Consider the following 16942-nt stretch of genomic DNA (forward strand, 5'->3'; position numbering starts at 1 on the left):
ATTCCGGTCACGGTGCCGCTGGGGGTCGGGGTGTCTTCAAGACCACCAAACCCCCCTGTTGATCATCGCCAACCGCCGCAAACCCAGCAGCCTCGTGAGGTTTGCCGTCGTTGAAGACCGCTGGGGCAGGGGTGTGTAGGTCTTGAAGACCGCTGAACCCTGCGACTTGCAGGACAGGCCCTAGTCAGTCGTCCGCCGGGGAAGTGCGGGGTGGGCGCCCTTCGCGCCGGAGCCGGAGGTGGCCGCCAGGGCGAGGGAGGAGAGCACGGTGGCACAACCGTGAATTCGCAGGTCAGGGCGCGTAGCCGTGCAAGAAGGCGTGCACGCCGGTCCGCACCATCTCGGTGATCTCCTCGGCGGAGGGCTCGGCGCCGGGGAAGGACGGGTTGAACGCGCCGACCAGGACGAGCAGGTGGACGGCGGCGCGGTCGGCGTTGGTGATCCGCAGCAGGCCCTGGTCGCTGAGTCGCTGGAGGTGCCCGGCCAGCTCGCGGCGGACCCGCAGCGGGCCGGTCTCCTGCCACGCCTCGATCGCGGTGCGCGGGATGTGCGCGGCCTCGGCGTTGATCTGGCGGACCAGCGCGAAGTGCTCGCCGGTGCCGATCGTGGGGCCTGCCCACTCGATGCCGAACTCGATCAGGTCGGCCGCCAGGTCGGTGACCTTGCGCAGGTGCCGGTCGATCACCTCCAGCTGCCGCTGCGCGGTGCGCGCGGAACTCGCCTGGATGACGGCCTCGAACAGCTCGGCCTTGCCCTGGAAGTGGTTGTAGATCGTCCGCGTGGACACCCCGGCGGCCTCGGCGATGGTGTCGATGCTCGCCCGGGTGTAGCCGTCGCGCGCGAAGACGGTGAGCGCTCCGTCGAGCAGGGCGGCGCGCTTGTCGGCGGCCCCGCCGCGTGGTCGTCCCTTGGCGCTGTTCGTGCTGGTCACCGCGGCTCCTGGGGTCGTCGTCCGATCAAAAGTGCAATGAGCGTTGTATTTATTGCCATGGTCGTTGTACTTTACCTCCTGTGTCGAACCGCCCGAGTCGAACCGCACTCAAGGAGCTCATCGGATGACCCGCATCGCAGTTCTCATCGGCAGCACCCGCCCCGGCCGCCGAGGGGTGGTCGTGGCCGACTGGGTCGCCAGGGCGGCCGCCGCGCACGCCTCGGTGGCGGCGGGCGAGGTGGAGATCGACGTGGTCGACCTCGCCGACCACGCGCTGCCGCTGCTGGACGAGCCCGTGCCCGCGCTCGCGGGCGACTACCGCAACGAGCACACCCGCCGCTGGGCCGAGGTGATCGGCGCCTACGACGGCTTCGTCGTCGTGACGCCCGAGTACAACCACTCCTTTCCCGCCGCGCTGAAGAACGCGATCGACTACCTCTACGCCGAGTGGAACGACAAGGCCGCCGGGTTCGTGAGCTACGGCGCGCACGGGGGCATGCGCGCCGTGGAGCAGCTGCGCACGGTGCTCGCCGAAGTGAAGGTCGCCTCCGTGCGCACGCAGGTGTTCTTCTCGATGGCAACCGACCTCGAGCTGTTCACCGAGCCGGACGCGTGGACGGCCAGCTCCTACCAGGCGGAGAACCTGGCCACCATGCTCGACGAGCTCATCGCGTGGTCGAACGCCCTGAAGCCGTTGCGCTCCAAGGTTGCCGCCTAGCCGCCGTTGATTCCCACGCAGAGCAGGGCGTCCGGCGTCTTCGCCCTGCCGGCGACGCGCCCGGTCCACGCGACGCCACCGACGTACTCCGTCTCCGCGCACTGGCCCTTGAAGCGCCCGTGCGCGAAGTCGCCACCGCGCGCCCCTGCGGGACGGTTGTCGCCGCGGTCGAACCACACCGTCCTTCCGTTGGCGCCCAACGACTGCGCAACCCGTTGGCACAGCACCGAGGACATGTCGGCGCCGCGCATCGCGTACCCGGTCACCACGTGCCCGGGCGGGCACTGGAACTTGGTGTAGCCGCTCGCCCAGTCGGAGCCGACGTTGCGCTCATCGCGAACCACTTGCCGCCCAAGCGGATTCGCGTCGAGCCCGGCCTCGGTGCACAGGCCGCGACCGCCGACCTGCGCGAGTCCGACCAGGCGCTGTCCGTCCGGGCACGCGGCCTTGCGCGCGCCGGAGTCCCAGTCCGACTCGCCGAGCAGTCGTGCCGACCGCACGGCATCGCCGTGGTCCGGCGCGAGCATGCTCCACGCGTCGGACCGCGGCACCGGCCCGGTTCTCCCTTGTGCGCCAACGAGTCGACGCCAGGCCGGAGCACGCCAGTCGTCGCCGTCGTCCACGCTCATCCGGTTGCCCGCAACGTCCCAGTGCAGCATCGCCCAGCCGTTCCCTCGCCGGTCCTGGTGCCAGCCCACCAGTGGCCAGTACGCGAAGTCGGTGTCGTTGCGCACCAGGTGGTCCACGAAGTTCTCGAACCACGCGCGCGACTTCGGGTCGGTCTCCTCGCGCCCGCCCGAGCCGAACTCGCTGATCCACACGGGCGCGGTGAAGTGCTGACCGCTCTGCTGCGCCACGAAGAACGCCTGCCGGTCCAGGACGGCGAACAGCTCCTCGCGGCCGAAGTCGCGGTAGCGGGGATCGCTGGTCTCGCCGATCCCCGTGGCACCGCTGTGGTTCGGGCCGGTGTAGCCGTAGAAGTGCGCCGAGTACACCAGTTTCCGCGACCGCACCAGGGTGTGCGACAGCGTCCGGACCGGCTCCAGCGTCGGCCTGCCGTGCGGGAGCCCGTTGACGGGGAGGCCGAACCAGTTGATGCCCTCGATGACGATCAGGATGTCCGGGTTGGCCTCGGTCAGGATGCGGTCGGCCGCCCGCTGCGCCGCCGCGTGCCAGTCGTGTTCGTTGCCCCACCCCCAGTTCGGGTCGTCCAGGATGTTCCGCCGGACCTCGTTGTACAGATCGGCACCGACGACCCGGGCGTTGGAGCGGTAGCGCTTGACCATCAGCAGCCAGTCGGCTTCCCACTTCTGGGTGGCCTGGCTGGTGTTCCACCTCTCGTTTCCGTCCACGCCGCAACACCATCGGCTGGTGTTGGTGTGGTTGTTCAGGATCACCGCGAAACCCGCTGAGGTCAGCGCTTCGACCACCGCGTCGTAGACCTGGAGCGGGGTCTTCCCGCGCAGCGCGGGGTTCGCGCGCACGGCAGCGTCGGGCACCGGGCGGGTGTCGTGCACCATCTCGTTGGAGAACGGCAGGCGGATGCTGTTGAGCCCGATCCCCCGGAAGCTCTCGATCATCGCCGCCATCGGCGCGCGGTCCAGGCCGAGCGGGATCTGGTCGGACTTCTCGCCCGCGTGGTGGGCGGCCGGGTCCGCGATGTCGCCGGAACCGTTCCACGTGCCGCTCGCACCGTGCCAGTTCCCCGACTTCAGCTTGAAGCGGTTGCCCGTCGCATCAACGATGTAGCGCCCCTCGGTGCTCAACGGCGCGGTCCACGACACCGCCTCCGGAGCGGCCCTCGCCGGGGCGGGAACAGTCATCGATGCCAGTAGCAACCCCGCCACCACGACCCGAGTCAGCGCCATGGGGTGATGGTCCCGTCCGCGTGGGAGCGCGCACATCCGACGAACGGAGTTTTATTCACGTTCGTAGTTCGCGGCGAAGCGCTCCAGCGCCGCCGTGGTGCCCTCCCGGTCGCCGGTGGCCAGCAGGTCGAGCAACAGGCCCCGCACCACGGCGAGGCCGAGCCGGGCTTCGGCGCGGGCGGTCGCCGGATCGAGCTCCCAGTGCTCGGCGGCCCGTACGCCCGGCTCCAGCCAGTTCTCCACGACGCCGTCGAGCAGGGAGGTGGTGCCGGGGCGGCCTTGCAGGGCTTGGCCGTAGATCTCGAAGAACAGGCGCTCGTGCGGCCACAGCGCGGGCTCGGACAAGCGGCGCCAGAACTCGCGGATCACCTCGGCGGGCGAACCGGCGGCGTAGAGGTCGGCGAAGGCCTCGCGCTGGCGCAGCTCCACGGCTCGGATGACCTCCACGAGCAGGCCTTCTTTGGAATCGAAGTGGTAGATCAGCATGCGGTGGCTCGTGCCGAGCGCGGTGGCCAGCTGGCGCAGGCTGAGATCGGTCAGGCCGTGCGCCGCCAAGTGCTCCACCGCCGCGTCGAGCAGCCGTTGCCGCGCGTCGCCCATCACGCCCCCTTGCCGCCCGGGTGTACCACTTGGTACATGTACCACATGGTTCACACTATCGAGGTCGAGCGCTTCGCCGCCGCCGAGCCCTCCGTGGTCTACGCCCTGCTCCGCGACGGGTCCGGCTGGCCGACGTGGTCGCCGCTGGGCTCCTTCGAGCTGGAGCGGCCGGGGGAGACCGAGCGCGAGGGCGTCGGCGCGATCAGGGTCTTCCGCACCTGGCCGGTGCGCAGCCGTGAGCGGATCGTCGAGCTGGAGCAGGACCGGCGCCTCGCCTACGTGCTGGAGTCGGGGCTGCCGATCCAGGACTACCGGGCGCAGGTCGACCTGGAGCCGCGCGACGGCGGAACGGTGATCCGCTGGCGCTCCGTCTTCGGCGCCAGGAGGCCGCTGCTGGGCCGTTTGGTCCATACCATGCTTGATCGTTTCATCCGCCGGCTGGTGGCCGGTCTCGCGGCCGCCGCAGAGTCGGTGAACGGGACCCGTACTATGGATGGCCAAGGCCGCTGACCTGCGCAAACACTGTGCGGAGGGTAACGGCTCGCACACGCGCCGCAACGGTGCAACCTGAGTTGCTCGTCATGCGTCTTCTGTATGAAAAGCAACCCGGCGCGACGCGGCCCGGAGTAGCGTTGATCAGCGGGGCGGCCCTGTTTCCGGCCGACTGGAGAATGAGGAGCACCAGTGGGCCGACATCACCGTGCGTTCCGGTACCAACCGGAGCCCATTGTGACGCCGCCGACGAAGTCCCAGGTCAAGCGCGCGCGCACGATGGGCGGCGCTCTGATGCTCGCCCTGTTCTCCGCCGTCCTGCCCGGGTCCGGGCACCTCGTGCTGCGCCGCCGCGTCGGCTACTTCGTCCTCGGCCTGTTCCTGCTGCTGGTCGGCACGGGGGTCTACTTCGCGCTCACCACCTCCACCGACGAGGTGCTGGAGTACGTCGCCTCCTCGGAGTTCCTGCTCTACGTCATGGGCGCGCTCGCGCTGGTGGCGGTGCTGTGGATCACGGTCGTGGTGAGCGCCTACGTCGCCGCCATGCCGCGCCGCAGCGCGACGGGGCACCGCGTGGTCGGCGCGACCCTGGTCACCGTGCTCTGCCTCGCGGTCGCGACGCCGTTCGGCTACGCCGCCTACAACCTCGACGCGCACCGCAACCTGCTGGACACCGTCTTCCCCTCCGGCTCCGCCAGCGCCAACGGCCAGGCGGCGGACGTGAAGGGCTTCCGCAAGCCGCGGATCAACGTGCTGCTCATCGGCAGCGACGCGGGCGCCGACCGGATCGGCACCCGCACCGACACGATGATGACCGCGAGCATCGACACCAAGACCGGCAGGACCACGCTGTTCGCGTTGCCGCGCAACACGCAGAACGCGCTGTTCCCGCCCGGCTCGAAGCTGGCCAAGCAGTTCCCGAACGGCTTCACCGATCCGCGCAGCCCGAACTCCTCGGAGTACCTGCTCAACGCCATGTACAAGTACGGCAACGAGCACCCGGACGCGGTCCCGCCCGGCGGGCCGAGCAAGATCGCCGGGCTGAACCTGCTGTGGTCCTCCGTGAGCACCATGCTCGGCCTGGAGCTGGACTACTACGTGCAGGTCAACATGGAGGGCTTCGCCTCGATCATCGACGCGCTCGGCGGGCTGGACGTCAACGTCGGCCCGCACCGGGTGCCGATGGGCGGCATCGGCCCGTTCGGCGAGGTCGTCAAGCCCTTCGGCTACATCGAGGCCGGGCGCCAGCACCTCACCGGTGACCAGGCGCTGTGGTTCGCCCGCTCCCGCACCAACACCGACGACTACACGCGGATGGGCCGCCAGCGCTGCCTGATCAAGTACGTGGTCGAGCAGAACCCGCCGACCAAGATCCTCAACAACTTCCGCAGCGTCGCCGAGGCGACCAGCGCCAACGTGGCGACGAACATCCCGCAGGACGTGCTGCCCGCCCTGCTCCAGCTGGCCATGAAGATCAAGGAACAGCCGCTGGAGAGCATCTCCTTCGACCCGAACCTGCCCAACCCGAGGGCTCGGGACGGCAAGTTCGACACCGCGCGCCCGGACTACGCGTTCATGAAGCAGGTCGTGCAGGCCGCGATCAGCCCGCCGCCGAACCCGCACGCCGCGCCGGTTCCCGGCACCACCACGACCACGGTCCCGCCGACCACCACCACGAGGCCCGGCGGCAAGACCACCACCGGCAAGCCCAGCGGTTCGGTGAACCCGTCCTCGGCCCCGGCGACCTCGCTCGACGACGCCTGCGCCGCCTGAGCCGGACAGCGGTCGTGGTGCGGGAGTTCGCCTCGGCCGTATCGGGGTGTGATGTGGTTGACGATGATCGACAGGGGGTTCGGTGGTCTTGAAGACACCCCAACCCCGGGACCCTCACCGGTAGCGACGCAGTTCCTCGGGGTCGTGGGAGCTGAAGATCTCGATCTCGGAGCCGTGGTTGGCGGCCAGCTCCCGGAGCCGGTCGCGGTTGGCCCGGCGCCTGGCGTGGTCGGTCCCCACCGCGTACTGGAAGTACTTGAGGCCGGGAGTGCAGTGCGGGTGCTTCGGGTCGACCTCGCCCCGGTAGAAGTAGGCGTCCCCGGCGTGCAACAGCCACCGTGAGCCGTCGCGGATCGCGACGGCGCTGTGGCCCCTGGTGTGCCCGGCGAGCGGGACGAGCAGGACGTCCTCGCTCAGGCCGTCGAGCGCCCGGACCGCGTCGAAGCCGAACCAGCGCTCGCCGTCGGCGCGGTAGGTCGCCCAGTCCGGGCCGTGCGCCCACTGCTCGGTCAGGTAGCGGCGGCGCTCCGGGAGGCTGAGCTTGCCGCTGACCGCGGCCAGCTCGTCGGCGTGCACGTGCACCTTCGCCCACGGGAAGTCGCGCAGCCCGCCCGCGTGGTCGTAGTCGAGGTGGGTCAGCACGACGTGCCGGACGTCCTCCGGGGCGAAGCCGAGCGCGCGCACCTGCTCCACGGCGGTCTCGGAGCGCCGCATCGACGGCCGCATGAACCGCCGGAACTCGGCGGTGGTGTCGCCGGGGCGGGAACCGACGCCGGTGTCGACCAGCACGAGCCCGGCTCCGGTCTCGATCAGCAGGCAGTGGCAGACCAGTTCGGCGCGGTCGAAGAGCCCGCCGTCGCCGTTGACCAGCCTGCGCAGGGGCGGGGCCAGGCTGCCGCAGTTCAGGTGGTGGACGCGCATGGGCTCGAATATATAACGAACGGTCTAGCTAGAGAGCGGGTCGCCCCGTCCCGCGAGCGGAACGGGGCGACCGCAGGGGGTGCGCTCAGGACTGGCTCAGTACTGGGCGCCGCACTGGGTGCAGACGAGCCGGCCGTTGTACCGGACGACCTCGCCGTCGCACTTCGAACAGGTACCGACGTGATCAGTGGCGTACATCGCTCACCTCTGGAACGGATCTCGACTGGGGTGCCCTGCAGGGGTGACGCCGTCGAGTCCTGCCCGTGACGTGAAGCGAGCGGATGACTACTTTCTGTCTGGGTAACTTCAGCCCGGCTCGGGCGCGTCGAGGGTGGCCTCGATGTCCAGCGTGATGGTGATCTGGTCGCTGACCAGCTGTCCTCCGCCGGGCAGGCGCGCGTCGAAGCTCAGCCCGAACTCGCGCCGCCGGATCGTGGTGTGCGCGCTGAACCCCGCCCGGGTCACGCCGCTGTACGGGTCGTCGATGATCCCGTTGAAGGTCAGCTTCAGCCGCACCGGCTTGGTGTGCCCGTGCATCGCCAGCTCGCCGTCGACCAGGAAGTCGGTGTCGTAGGCGTGCACGGCCGAGGAGCGGAACTCCATCGTCGGGTAGGTCTGCGACTCCAGGAACTCCGAGGAGGCGAGGCTGCGGTCCCGCTTGACGCTCCCGGTGTCCAGCGAGGTCGCGTCGATGATCGCGCGCACCGCGGACTGCTCGACGGTCTCGCCGGTGAAGACCTTGCCGACGAAGCGCCGGAAGCGGCCGTGCACCTTGCCGACGGCCATGTGCCTGGCGGTGAACAGGACGCTGGAGTGCTCCTGGTCGATGGACCAGAACCCGCTGCGATAACCCGCGACCGCAGGTGTCGTCATCCGCCCCGCCCTTCCGTTGTCGATCACCCGAAAGGGGGGATCTTGGCGAACGGGGGCCGCCGCGCGCAAGGGCGGTCAGGCCGATCTCAGGCCGATCTCAGACCGATCTGAGCTCGGTCCTGCACTGGTCGGCGACCAGCTGCTCCAGCGAGGAGCTCCTCGGCTGCCAGCCCAGCTTGCCGCGCAGCCTGCCGTTGTCGGCCATCAGCTTGGGCGCCTCGCCCGGGTGCGCCGGGTGGTGCGCGACCGCGAGCTTGCGGCCGGTGAGCTTGCGCGCGGTCTCCAGGATCGAGGACACGCTGGCCGGGGTGGCACCGACGTTGAACACCCGGTGGGTGCCCGTCTCGCACGCCTCCAGCGCCAGCAGCACCGCCCGCGCCACGTCGTTGACGTGCACGAAGTCCCTGATCGCCGAGCCGTCGCCGTAGACGTCGACCCTGCGGGCCCTCCCGGCCGCGACCGCGGCGACCCTGGGGATGATCCGCGAGCCGTCGGGGTCCCCGGTCTCGCCGACCGCTCCGGCGATGTTGAAGATCCGCAGGCTGACCGCGCCGAGCTGGCCGGTCGCGCACTGCCAGGCGATGGCCTGCTCGGCGGCCAGCTTGGAGGCGGCGTAGGGGTTGCGCGGGTCCGGTGGGGCGTCCTCGTCGATCGGCTGCCGCTTGGGCACGCCGTAGACGCTGCCGGTGGAGGCGAAGACCAGGCGCGCGGGCGGGGCGTCCCCGCCGGAGATCGCCAGCGCCTCCATCAGGTTCAGCGTGCCGGCGACGTTGACCCGGTAGTACCTGGTCGGGTGCGCGAAGGCCTCGCGGACCCTGGTCAGCCCGGCCAGGTGCACCACGGCGTCGACGTCGGAGGTCGCCAGCACCAGGGAGTGGAAGTCCAGCAGGTCACCCCGTCGCCACTCCACCCTGGAGAAACCGCGCGGCTGGTGCCGGTGCACGAGGCCGACGACCTCGTGGCCCTCGGCGTCGAGCATCCGCACCGCGACGCGGCCCAGGTACCCGCTCGCCCCCGTGACCAGAATCCGCATGACATCCCCGCACATCCACCGCTGTGACGCTCCCGACAGCGCCGCCGAGGAGTATGCCCGTACGGCGACGGGCGGTTTGGAACCACCCGTCGCCGGGGAAAACCGCGACGCGTGGAGGCGATCTCAGGCCGGGCTGTTGGTCACGGTGAACAGCGAGGTCACGCCCGCGATCTCCAGGATGCGCAGGGCGTACTTGCTCAGGTGCGTCAGCTCCAGTTCGCCCCCCGCCTCCTTGGCCGACTCACGCGCCCGCACCAGAGCGCTGAGGCAGGCGGAGTCGAAGAAGGAGACGCCGGAGAAGTCCACGGTGAGCCGGGTGGCACCCGCCGCGAGCAGGCGCGCGACCTCGGCGTCCAGCTGGGGAGCCCCCGCGTAGTCGATCTCACCGACCAGCTTGATCCGCCCGGCGGTGCCCTCGACCTCGCCGTGCACGGAGCTGCCGATACCGGCCTCGGCAGCGTCGCTCACCGGCTGCGTGGGGTTGTTGCTCGTCATCCTGAACTCCCGCTGAGGTCGTCGTCGGCCGTGCCGCTGCCAGGGACCAGTGCCCGGCAGTTTTCTACAGATGTGTCCAGCCGGGGCCGAGTTGAACCCCGAAGTGCCACTCCGAATATGTTTGCCGCGAGACAAACATACCCGTCGCAGGCAGTGAGGCAGGAAGTCCATGGGTGAACAGCAGCGCCATTCCGGAGCAGAGGTCGCTTCCTTCCTCCTGGAGCACGAGTCCGAGGTCATCGGCTCGTGGCGGCAGCTGCCCTTCTTCGACTCCGGCGACTCCGACACCGCGCAGATCGAGCGGGACTGCGGCGCCGTGGTCCACGCGCTCGCCGAGGCCGTGCGCACCGGGGACGGGGACGATCCTGCCGCAAGCCCCTTCAACGCGCTGCGCGGACTGTTCATGGAGCTGGCGGGCAGGCGCACCCGGCTCGGCGACACCGCCAGCGAGATCGCGGTGGAGGTCGGCAAGCTCAAGCGCCCGGTCATGCGGCTCTGGAAGTCCGTCGGCGGCCAGCGCGGCGTCGAGGAGACCGCGCTGCTGGTCGACGCGCTCGGCACGCTGCGGGTCGCGGTGATGGAGATCGCCGTCGCCAGCGGCGCCGAGCTGATCCAGCAGCAGCAGGAGCAACTGCTGGAGCTGTCCACCCCGGTGATCCGGCTGTGGCGCGGCATCCTGGCGGTCCCGCTGATCGGCACGCTGGACAGCGCGCGCAGCCAGATCGCGATGGAGAGCCTGTTGCAGGCCATCGTGGACCAGAGCGCCGAGGTGGCGATCCTGGACATCACCGGCGTCTCCATGGTCGACACCATGGTGGCCCAGCACCTGCTGAAGACCGTGATGGCGGCCAGGATGATGGGCGCGGAGTGCATCATCAGCGGCATCCGCCCGCAGATCGCGCAGACCATGGTGCAGCTGGGGATCGACCTGGAGGAGGTCACCACCCGCGCCGGTCTCGCGGACGCGCTGGGCTACGCGCTCACCAAGATCGGCTACCAGGTCAGCGCCCCGAGCGGATCGGTCGGCCGGTGAACGCGCTGCCGCTGCTGCGGATCGGCGACGTCCTGCTGGTCAGCATCCAGATCGAGCTGCACGACGAGCTGGCGCTGCGGTTCCAGCGCGAGCTCGCGGAGAAGGTCGCCGACGAGGGCGTCCGGGGCGTGATCATCGACATCTCCGCGCTGGAGATCGTCGACTCCTTCCTGGGCCGCGTGCTGCACGACATCGCCGCGACCACCTCCGTGCTGGCCGCGCGCACCGTCGTGGTCGGCATGCGGCCCGCCGTCGCGATCACCCTGGTGGAGCTGGGCCTGTCGCTGCACGGGCTGCGCACCGCGCTCAACGTCGAGGCCGGGCTGCGCCAGCTCGGCATCCGCAGGCTCGACGTGTCCGGGGAGGCGCGATGAGCCGACTCCTGGCGGCGGACACCATGCCGATCAGGTCCGAGGGCGACATCGTCGGGGTCCGGCAGCTGGTCCGCGAGCACGGGGCGGCGGCCGAGCTGTCGCTGGTCGAGCAGACGAAGCTGGTGACGGCCGCGAGCGAGCTGGCCCGCAACACCCTGCTGCACGGCGGGGGCGGCGAGGTCGAGGTGCGCTCCACCGAGGAGGACAAGCTGCGCACGATCGTGCTGCGCTTCGCCGATTCGGGACCCGGTATCGAGGACCTGGAGCTGGCGTTGACCGACGGCTACACCACGGCGGGCGGACTGGGGCTCGGTCTCGGTGGCACGCGCAGGCTGGCCAGCGAGTTCGAGATCGACTCGAAGCCGGGTGAGGGCACGGTCGTCACCGTGTGCTTCCACACGCGGGTCCGCAGGTGAGCGAACGCCGGCTGGACATGCGGGTGCACGAGCCCAGTCACGTGGGCCGGGCTCGTGCGCTCGCGGTCGAGGCGGCCAAGCGAGCCGGGCTGTCGGAGGACGCGGTCGGCCAGGTCGCGCTCGCGGCCAGCGAGCTGGCCAGCAACCTGGTCAAGCACGCCGTCGACGGCATGCTGCTCGCCCGGCACGCGCCGGGGCGGCTCGACCTGGTCACGGTGGACCGAGGACCGGGCATGCGGGACCCGAAGCGCTGCCTCGCCGACGGGTTCTCCACGGCGGGCAGCATGGGGACCGGCATGGGTGCGATCCGTCGCTCGGCGGACTTCTTCGACCTGTACTCCTTGCGCGGCAAGGGAGCCGCGGTGCTCGCGCGCTGGCTCGAAGGCGGTGCCGAGCCCGGCGCTGCCGGTCTCGTGCTCCCCGCGCCGGGGGAGTCGGCCTGCGGTGACGGCTGGCGCGTTGTCGACGACGGTCGGCGGGTGACGGCCGTGCTGGTCGACGGCTCCGGCCACGGAGAAGCGGCCGAGGCGGCCGCGGCGAGCGCGCTGAGGGTGGTCGACGAGTCCCCGTTCGTGCGACCGCTGGACGTGCTGGAGCTGATGCGCGAGCGGATCGCGCAGACCAGGGGCGCTGCCGCGGCGGTCGTGCGGATCGACCGCGAAGCCGAGATGCTCCACTTCGCCGGGGTGGGCAATATCGTGGTGAAGGTGCACGAACCCGGGGCGGAGCACGGCGTCCAGCTGGTGTCCTCGCCCGGGATAGTCGGCCACCGGAGCCAGCGCCACCGGCCTGTGGAGACGGTGCGGGAGTGGACGGCGGAGACCATGGTGATCATGAACACCGACGGGATCAGCCAGCGGTGGTCGCTGGCCGACTGGCCCGGCGTGCGCGCGGCCGACCCGCTGCTGCTGAGCGCGCTGATCCTGTGGCAGGCCAACCGTCTGCGGGACGACGCGGGGGTGCTCGTGCTCGCCGGGAACGGCGGCGGCCGATGAGCCCGCGCAGAACCGAGCTGGTCACGCGCGAGGTCGGGAACGAGGCCGACGCGGCGCGGCTGCGCGAGCTGGTGCTGCGCGTGGTCCTCCAGCTGCCCGTCGACGACGTGAACCGGGCCGAGCTGCTCGTGGCGACCTCGCGGGAGCTGCGCGCGCTGCTCGGCGCCGGGGGCGGCACGGTGCGGATCGCGGTGGAGGACCTCCCCGAGGGGACACCGCTGCCGGTGCTCGGCGAGGAGCCGGAGCGGCTGGGCGAGGACGCGCTGCTGGTCCCGCTGCTGCGGGTGATCTCCGAGCAGCGCAAGGTGCTCGGCTGGCACCAGACCGAGCTGCAGCAGACCAACGCGGGCCTGCTCGCCCTGCACGCGGAGCTGGAGCAGCAGCGGCGCAGGCTGACCTTCCTCGACGAGATCAGCCGGATGCTGGTCACCTCGCTCGCCGAGGACGAGGTGCTGCAACGGCTGGTGCAGCACCTGGTGCGCGCGGGCTTCGCCGAGACGGCCACCGCGTGGGTGCCCGTCGAGGAGGTCCTGTCCTGCGCCGCCACGACCGAGGACGAGATCCCGCGCATGCCCTCGCAGCGCGTGATCGCGGCCGCGCGGACCCACCGCACGCAGAGCGGCGAGGGCACGCTCGTGCTGCCGTTCCTGGTCGGCACCCAGAGCCTCGGCGTGCTCGAACTGCGGCGGCCGCAACCCGACTACGACGAGGACGAGCGCGAGCTGGGCAACCACGTGGCCAGCCGCGCGGCCGTGGCCATGCGCAACGCCCGCGAGTACGAGCGGGAGCGCGACCTCGCGGAGACCTTGCAGCGGGCGATGCTTCCCGCGCTGCCGCACCCGCCGGGCATGCGGGTCTGCGCGCGCTACCGCCCCGCGACTCGCGGCATCAACGTCGGCGGCGACTGGTTCGACGCGTTCACCCAGCCCGACGGGCGGCTCGTGCTGACCGTCGGCGACGTCACGGGGCACGGCATCGACGCCGCGCTGATGATGGGCCAGCTGCAGAAGGCGTTGCGCGCCTACGCGATCGAGGGGCACGGGCCCGCCACCACGCTCGGCCTGGTGCACAAGCTGATGCGGACGCAGGACACCGACCTCCTCGCGACCGCCGTGCTGGCCGAACTCGACCCGGAGACCGGAGTGCTGCGCTGGGCGGGCGCCGGGCACCTGCCGATGGCGCTGCGCTCTCCGGACGGCGCCGCGCGACTGCTCACCGAGCGGCAGGCTCCGCTGCTCGGACTGCCCATGACCAGCCTGGAAGTGCCCGAGCACGCCACGGTCGTCGAGCCCGGCGGAGGCCTGCTGCTCTACACCGACGGCCTGGTCGAACGACGGCACTACGACATCGATACCGGTTTGAGACGTTTGACCGGTGCGTTTGCTGCCGATCCCGGTATCCAGGGGGAGCCGTTGGTCCGGTCGATGCTCGCCGACCTGTTGACGGACAGTCGGCACGAGGACGACATGTGCCTTCTCCTGTGCGAGCGAGTGGCATCTGAGAACCCTGATGCGGAGTGAGTGCGTGCAAGAGGCAGCGAGTTCGGAGTCCACGCGGACCGTCGTCCCGTTGCAGCGCGATCCCGGGGCCTGCGCGGCGGTCCGGGCCCTCGTGACGCGGGTGCTCGGCGGTTGGGAGATGCCGGAGGAGCTCGTGCGGGACGCGGTGCTGGTCGCGAACGAGTTGGTGGCCAACGCCGTCGAGCACGGTGAGGGGCAGGTGTGGTTCGGCCTGAGCAGGGTTGGAGCAGGCATCCGGATGGAGACCGGCGACAGCGGCGCCGAGCTGCCCCGCCTGCGCAGCACCGGCCCGACCGACGAGCGGCACCGGGGCCTGGTCATCATCGGCGCGCTGAGCACCGGCTGGGGGATCGAGCACCGCCTCGACGGCAAGGTCGTCTGGGCCACCATGACCCCCTGACGTACCAGAGCCTGTCCCGTTGGCGTTTGAGCTGTGCGTTCCGGGGCGCGCGGAACGGGAGCGCGGTGCGGTCAGGGGCGGCCGCGCCAGTCGAGGCAGACCGCCACGGCGTCGTCCTCGGGGTCGGCCTCTCCGCCGAAGCGGCCGAGGTCGGCGAGGAGTGCGCGGACCGTCTCGGCCGCTGACAGCTCCCTGGTGCCTGCCAGCAGGAGGGGCAGCTGCTCGTCGCCGTAGCTGCGCTCGCCGGAGCGCGCCTCGTAGACGCCGTCGCTGATGATCACCAGGCGGTCGCCGGGCACCAGCTCGAAGCGCTGCTCCAGGTAGTGGGTGCTGTCGAACATGCCCAGCGGCAGCTGCGGCTCCAACCGCATGTCCAGCACCTCGTCGCCGCGCAGGCGCCAGATCTGCGGAGAACCCGCGTCGATCACCGCGAGCCGCCCGGTGGCCAGCTCGATCTGCAGCAGCAGCGTGGACACGTGCTGCTTGCCGCCGTGCTGCGCCCAGATCGCCTGGTCCGCCAGCGCCGCCTGGTCGGCCAGCTCGACACCGGCGCGGCGGGCGTTGCGCAGCGCGTGGATGGCCAGGCTGGTCAGCAGCGCCGCGTCGACGCTCTCGCCCATGCCGTTGGTGACCGCGATGGTCAGGTGCTCCTCGTCGGAGCTCCAGTCGAAGTTGTCCCCGCGCACCGCGTACGCGGGCTCCAGCTGACCGGCGAGGCTGAACTCCGCCTGGTCGAGGCCGCGGCCGGGCAGCAGGTCCCACTGCATCTCCGCGGCGAGGGTGAGCCGTTCGGTGCGGCGGGCCCTGCGGAAGCGGTCGGTGACGACCTCCGCGACGATCAGCGCCTGCCCGATCCGATCGGCCAGCTCGGCCAGCTCCGCGAGGTCCCCCGGTGGTGTCCCCGACCAGCGCAGCCGGAGCACGCCGAGCTGGTCGCCCCTGACGCTGATCGGCAGGTGGTGGAAGTCCCCGTCGACCACGGCCCTCTGCTGGGCAAACGCGGTCCCGGCGGGGGAGGAGGGGACGGCGTGCCCGCCCGTTCCCGGGTGCAGCACGGGCTCCAGCGAGCGGGACCGGTAGTCGGCAAGCAACACCTCGGCTTCCTCGGCCCCGTAGCGGGTGTGGAGAATGTCCCGCACGGCGTCGCCGAGGCTGTGCGCGGGCGCGCTCGTCATGGCACGCTCGGCGTCAGTCAGCCGATGGGTCGGGTGCAACAGGTCCTCCTGGAGCGCCGGGCGCGGAACGGATGGCCCAGCCCGGGGCCGTTGTTCTAGTGGATGCCCCGGAACAGGGGCGGAAATGTCGACGCTTCTCGTCAGATCAGAGTGGAGTATGGCGCTGGTGCGGCACACCAACCACCAATCGGCCGACATCGCGGCCGCAGTGGAGGCAGCCGCGGAGGCCCTGGTGATCGTCTGGGGCCGCAGTTCGGAGCGCCTGCACCCGAAGGTCTCGCCGTCCCAGCTGCGCGCGCTGCTGGTGGTGGAGCAGCACGGCGCGCTCACCCTCGGCGGCCTGGCGGAGGAGCTGGGCGCGATCCCGTCCTCGGCGAGCCGGCTGTGCGACCGGCTGCAGGCCGCCGGTCTGCTCGCGCGCACCACGGGCTCCACCGACCGCCGTGAGGTGTCGCTGCGGCTGACCAAGGACGGCCAGCGCCTGCTGGAGGAGCTGCGGCTGACCAGGCGCGAGGAGCTGGCCAGGGTGCTGGAGGCGATGAACCCGCAGGCCAGGGAGGCGTTGCTGGCCGGACTGGACGCCTTCCGGGTGGCGTCGGTGCGCGCGGGACTGCGCAGCGGGGAGACCGGCTAGCGCTGCGGGGAGAACGGCCGGCGCCGAGGAGTGCCCAGACCCGTGAAGCCTCGACATGCCGCCAGCCTCCAGAAGATGTTTGCCCTAGGGCAAGAATTCTAGCGAGCGACCGTTGCCCTTGTGCAAGTAGTAGGTCGAGTACTCCCTCGGCGTGTCCCGCTCACCGGCTCAGCGGCTCGGCGGGACCGCGACGGTGGTGTTCGCCGGAGTGGTCGCGGTCGTCGTCCGCGTGGTGGTGGCGGGCTGGGCCGGGGTGGTCGTGGTCGGCGGGTCGTCCTGGCTCGGCAGCGGGATCAGCACCGTGGGCACGACGATCGAGGGCAGCTGGATCGGCGACGGGCTCGGCGTGACCAGGGTGCTCCCGTTGATCACCGTGGTGGTCGGGACGAGGGTGATCGAGGTGCGGCCGGGCTGGTACTCCATCGGCCTGCCGTCGGGGTTGGTCTCGTAGTGCTGGTCCGCGCCGCCCTCGCCGGGGCGTGACGCGCCGTCGCCGTTCCTGCCGGGGGTTCCGGTGGAGGTGAGCTGGTCGGTCAGCAGGACGCCGAGCACGACGGCGACGGCCGCCGAGGTCGCCAGGGCGAGCGACCAGACCGGGAACGGAAGGCGGGCGCGTGCCGCCGAGCCCTCAAGTGAGGGAGATTCGTGTTCCGCGGCGGTCTTCCGGGGGGAACTGTCGGACAAAAGGGAC

At 71.0% G+C, this 16942-nt stretch carries 19 protein-coding genes; 10 read left to right on the forward strand and 9 right to left on the reverse strand.

Translation table 11 applies throughout. The annotated features are described in order from the left end of the window. Nucleotides 1–292: 292 nt before the first annotated feature. A complete protein-coding gene (locus ABD798_RS23390) occupies nt 293–931 on the reverse strand; it encodes a TetR/AcrR family transcriptional regulator (protein WP_344878335.1) in 639 nt (212 codons plus the stop codon). A gap of 124 nt (nt 932–1055) precedes the next feature. Between ABD798_RS23390 and ABD798_RS23395 the strand changes: the two genes are divergently transcribed. After that, a complete protein-coding gene (locus ABD798_RS23395) occupies nt 1056–1649 on the forward strand; it encodes an NADPH-dependent FMN reductase (protein ID WP_344878338.1) in 594 nt (197 codons plus the stop codon). Here ABD798_RS23395 and ABD798_RS23400 read toward each other — a convergent pair. Together ABD798_RS23400 and ABD798_RS23405 are read right to left on the reverse strand one after the other, a co-directional pair. Beyond that, nucleotides 1646–3517, reverse strand: a complete 1872-nt coding sequence (locus ABD798_RS23400) for a glycoside hydrolase family 5 protein (protein WP_344878341.1) — start codon at nt 3515–3517, stop codon at nt 1646–1648. The two genes, ABD798_RS23395 and ABD798_RS23400, sit on opposite strands and share 4 nt — an antisense overlap. A 51-nt stretch (nt 3518–3568) precedes the next feature. Then, a complete protein-coding gene (locus ABD798_RS23405) occupies nt 3569–4117 on the reverse strand; it encodes a TetR/AcrR family transcriptional regulator (RefSeq protein WP_344878344.1) in 549 nt (182 codons plus the stop codon). 45 nt (nt 4118–4162) lie between these two features. Here ABD798_RS23405 and ABD798_RS23410 point away from each other — a divergent pair, with 45 nt between their 5' ends. Both ABD798_RS23410 and ABD798_RS23415 read left to right on the forward strand, forming a co-directional pair. Beyond that, complete coding sequence (locus ABD798_RS23410) at nt 4163–4627, forward strand: SRPBCC family protein (RefSeq protein WP_344878347.1); 465 nt, start codon at nt 4163–4165, stop codon at nt 4625–4627. A gap of 219 nt (nt 4628–4846) precedes the next feature. Next, the gene (locus ABD798_RS23415; protein WP_344878350.1) at nt 4847–6382 is read left to right on the forward strand and encodes an LCP family protein; all 1536 of its coding nucleotides are present in this window, start codon (nt 4847–4849) and stop codon (nt 6380–6382) included. 114 nt (nt 6383–6496) lie between these two features. Here the strand turns inward: ABD798_RS23415 and ABD798_RS23420 are convergent, their stop codons facing one another. The 4 genes from ABD798_RS23420 to ABD798_RS23435 all read right to left on the reverse strand — a co-directional run bounded on the left by ABD798_RS23420 (nt 6497) and on the right by ABD798_RS23435 (nt 9704). Then, complete coding sequence (locus ABD798_RS23420; RefSeq protein ID WP_344878353.1) at nt 6497–7303, reverse strand: MBL fold metallo-hydrolase; 807 nt, start codon at nt 7301–7303, stop codon at nt 6497–6499. 306 nt (nt 7304–7609) lie between these two features. Then, a complete protein-coding gene (locus ABD798_RS23425) occupies nt 7610–8176 on the reverse strand; it encodes a YceI family protein (RefSeq protein WP_344878356.1) in 567 nt (188 codons plus the stop codon). Nucleotides 8177–8273: 97 nt separating this feature from the next. Continuing rightward, on the reverse strand, nt 8274–9209 hold the full coding sequence (locus ABD798_RS23430; RefSeq protein WP_344878359.1) for an NAD-dependent epimerase/dehydratase family protein: 936 nt from the start codon (nt 9207–9209) through the stop codon (nt 8274–8276). A 123-nt stretch (nt 9210–9332) separates the two neighbouring features. Then, the gene (locus ABD798_RS23435; RefSeq protein WP_344878362.1) at nt 9333–9704 is read right to left on the reverse strand and encodes an STAS domain-containing protein; all 372 of its coding nucleotides are present in this window, start codon (nt 9702–9704) and stop codon (nt 9333–9335) included. A 169-nt stretch (nt 9705–9873) separates the two neighbouring features. Here ABD798_RS23435 and ABD798_RS23440 point away from each other — a divergent pair, with 169 nt between their 5' ends. From ABD798_RS23440 to ABD798_RS23465, 6 genes are read left to right on the forward strand one after another with little or no spacing between them, the layout of a single operon-like run. Then, a complete protein-coding gene (locus tag ABD798_RS23440; RefSeq protein WP_344878365.1) occupies nt 9874–10737 on the forward strand; it encodes an STAS domain-containing protein in 864 nt (287 codons plus the stop codon). Then, a complete protein-coding gene (locus tag ABD798_RS23445) occupies nt 10734–11111 on the forward strand; it encodes an STAS domain-containing protein (RefSeq protein ID WP_344878368.1) in 378 nt (125 codons plus the stop codon). Before ABD798_RS23440 ends, ABD798_RS23445 begins: the two co-directional genes overlap by 4 nt. Beyond that, complete coding sequence (locus ABD798_RS23450) at nt 11108–11527, forward strand: anti-sigma regulatory factor (RefSeq protein ID WP_344878371.1); 420 nt, start codon at nt 11108–11110, stop codon at nt 11525–11527. Before ABD798_RS23445 ends, ABD798_RS23450 begins: the two co-directional genes overlap by 4 nt. Next, nucleotides 11524–12522: an ATP-binding protein gene (locus ABD798_RS23455; RefSeq protein ID WP_344878374.1), complete on the forward strand. Its 999-nt coding sequence runs from the start codon at nt 11524–11526 to the stop codon at nt 12520–12522. The genes ABD798_RS23450 and ABD798_RS23455 overlap by 4 nt, the downstream gene beginning before the upstream one ends. Then, entirely contained in the window at nt 12519–14042 is a 1524-nt protein-coding gene (locus ABD798_RS23460) for a PP2C family protein-serine/threonine phosphatase (protein ID WP_344878376.1), read from the forward strand. Before ABD798_RS23455 ends, ABD798_RS23460 begins: the two co-directional genes overlap by 4 nt. Before the next feature lie 4 nt (nt 14043–14046). Next, nucleotides 14047–14442, forward strand: coding sequence for an ATP-binding protein (locus ABD798_RS23465; RefSeq protein ID WP_344878379.1), 396 nt, complete (start codon nt 14047–14049; stop codon nt 14440–14442). Nucleotides 14443–14513: 71 nt separating this feature from the next. Here the strand turns inward: ABD798_RS23465 and ABD798_RS23470 are convergent, their stop codons facing one another. Beyond that, nucleotides 14514–15617, reverse strand: a complete 1104-nt coding sequence (locus tag ABD798_RS23470) for a PP2C family protein-serine/threonine phosphatase (RefSeq protein WP_344878382.1) — start codon at nt 15615–15617, stop codon at nt 14514–14516. A 166-nt stretch (nt 15618–15783) separates the two neighbouring features. Here ABD798_RS23470 and ABD798_RS23475 point away from each other — a divergent pair, with 166 nt between their 5' ends. Continuing rightward, nucleotides 15784–16251 carry a MarR family winged helix-turn-helix transcriptional regulator gene (locus ABD798_RS23475; protein WP_344878385.1) on the forward strand — a complete coding sequence of 156 codons (468 nt, stop codon included), beginning with the start codon at nt 15784–15786 and terminating at the stop codon, nt 16249–16251. Between the two features lie 168 nt (nt 16252–16419). On the opposite strand, the gene ABD798_RS23480 is transcribed toward ABD798_RS23475, so the two are convergent. Further along, complete coding sequence (locus ABD798_RS23480) at nt 16420–16935, reverse strand: hypothetical protein (protein ID WP_344878388.1); 516 nt, start codon at nt 16933–16935, stop codon at nt 16420–16422. Between the last annotated feature and the right edge of the window lie 7 nt (nt 16936–16942).

The organism is Allokutzneria multivorans, from assembly GCF_039537405.1.
In the GTDB taxonomy this organism is placed as follows: Bacteria; Actinomycetota; Actinomycetes; order Mycobacteriales; family Pseudonocardiaceae; genus Allokutzneria; species Allokutzneria multivorans.

Bases quoted from the DNA above. Each gene is read 5' to 3' on its own strand.
- ABD798_RS23425 (WP_344878356.1), bottom strand. From the start codon at position 8,176: ATGACGACACCTGCGGTCGCGGGTTATCGCAGCGGGTTCTGGTCCATC.
- ABD798_RS23400 (WP_344878341.1), bottom strand. From the start codon at position 3,517: ATGGCGCTGACTCGGGTCGTGGTGGCGGGGTTGCTACTGGCATCGATG.
- ABD798_RS23395 (WP_344878338.1), top strand. From the start codon at position 1,056: ATGACCCGCATCGCAGTTCTCATCGGCAGCACCCGCCCCGGCCGCCGA.
- ABD798_RS23460 (WP_344878376.1), top strand. From the start codon at position 12,519: ATGAGCCCGCGCAGAACCGAGCTGGTCACGCGCGAGGTCGGGAACGAG.
- ABD798_RS23435 (WP_344878362.1), bottom strand. From the start codon at position 9,704: ATGACGAGCAACAACCCCACGCAGCCGGTGAGCGACGCTGCCGAGGCC.
- ABD798_RS23420 (WP_344878353.1), bottom strand. From the start codon at position 7,303: ATGCGCGTCCACCACCTGAACTGCGGCAGCCTGGCCCCGCCCCTGCGC.
- ABD798_RS23440 (WP_344878365.1), top strand. From the start codon at position 9,874: ATGGGTGAACAGCAGCGCCATTCCGGAGCAGAGGTCGCTTCCTTCCTC.
- ABD798_RS23405 (WP_344878344.1), bottom strand. From the start codon at position 4,117: ATGGGCGACGCGCGGCAACGGCTGCTCGACGCGGCGGTGGAGCACTTG.
- ABD798_RS23430 (WP_344878359.1), bottom strand. From the start codon at position 9,209: ATGCGGATTCTGGTCACGGGGGCGAGCGGGTACCTGGGCCGCGTCGCG.
- ABD798_RS23450 (WP_344878371.1), top strand. From the start codon at position 11,108: ATGAGCCGACTCCTGGCGGCGGACACCATGCCGATCAGGTCCGAGGGC.
- ABD798_RS23470 (WP_344878382.1), bottom strand. From the start codon at position 15,617: ATGACGAGCGCGCCCGCGCACAGCCTCGGCGACGCCGTGCGGGACATT.
- ABD798_RS23410 (WP_344878347.1), top strand. From the start codon at position 4,163: ATGGTTCACACTATCGAGGTCGAGCGCTTCGCCGCCGCCGAGCCCTCC.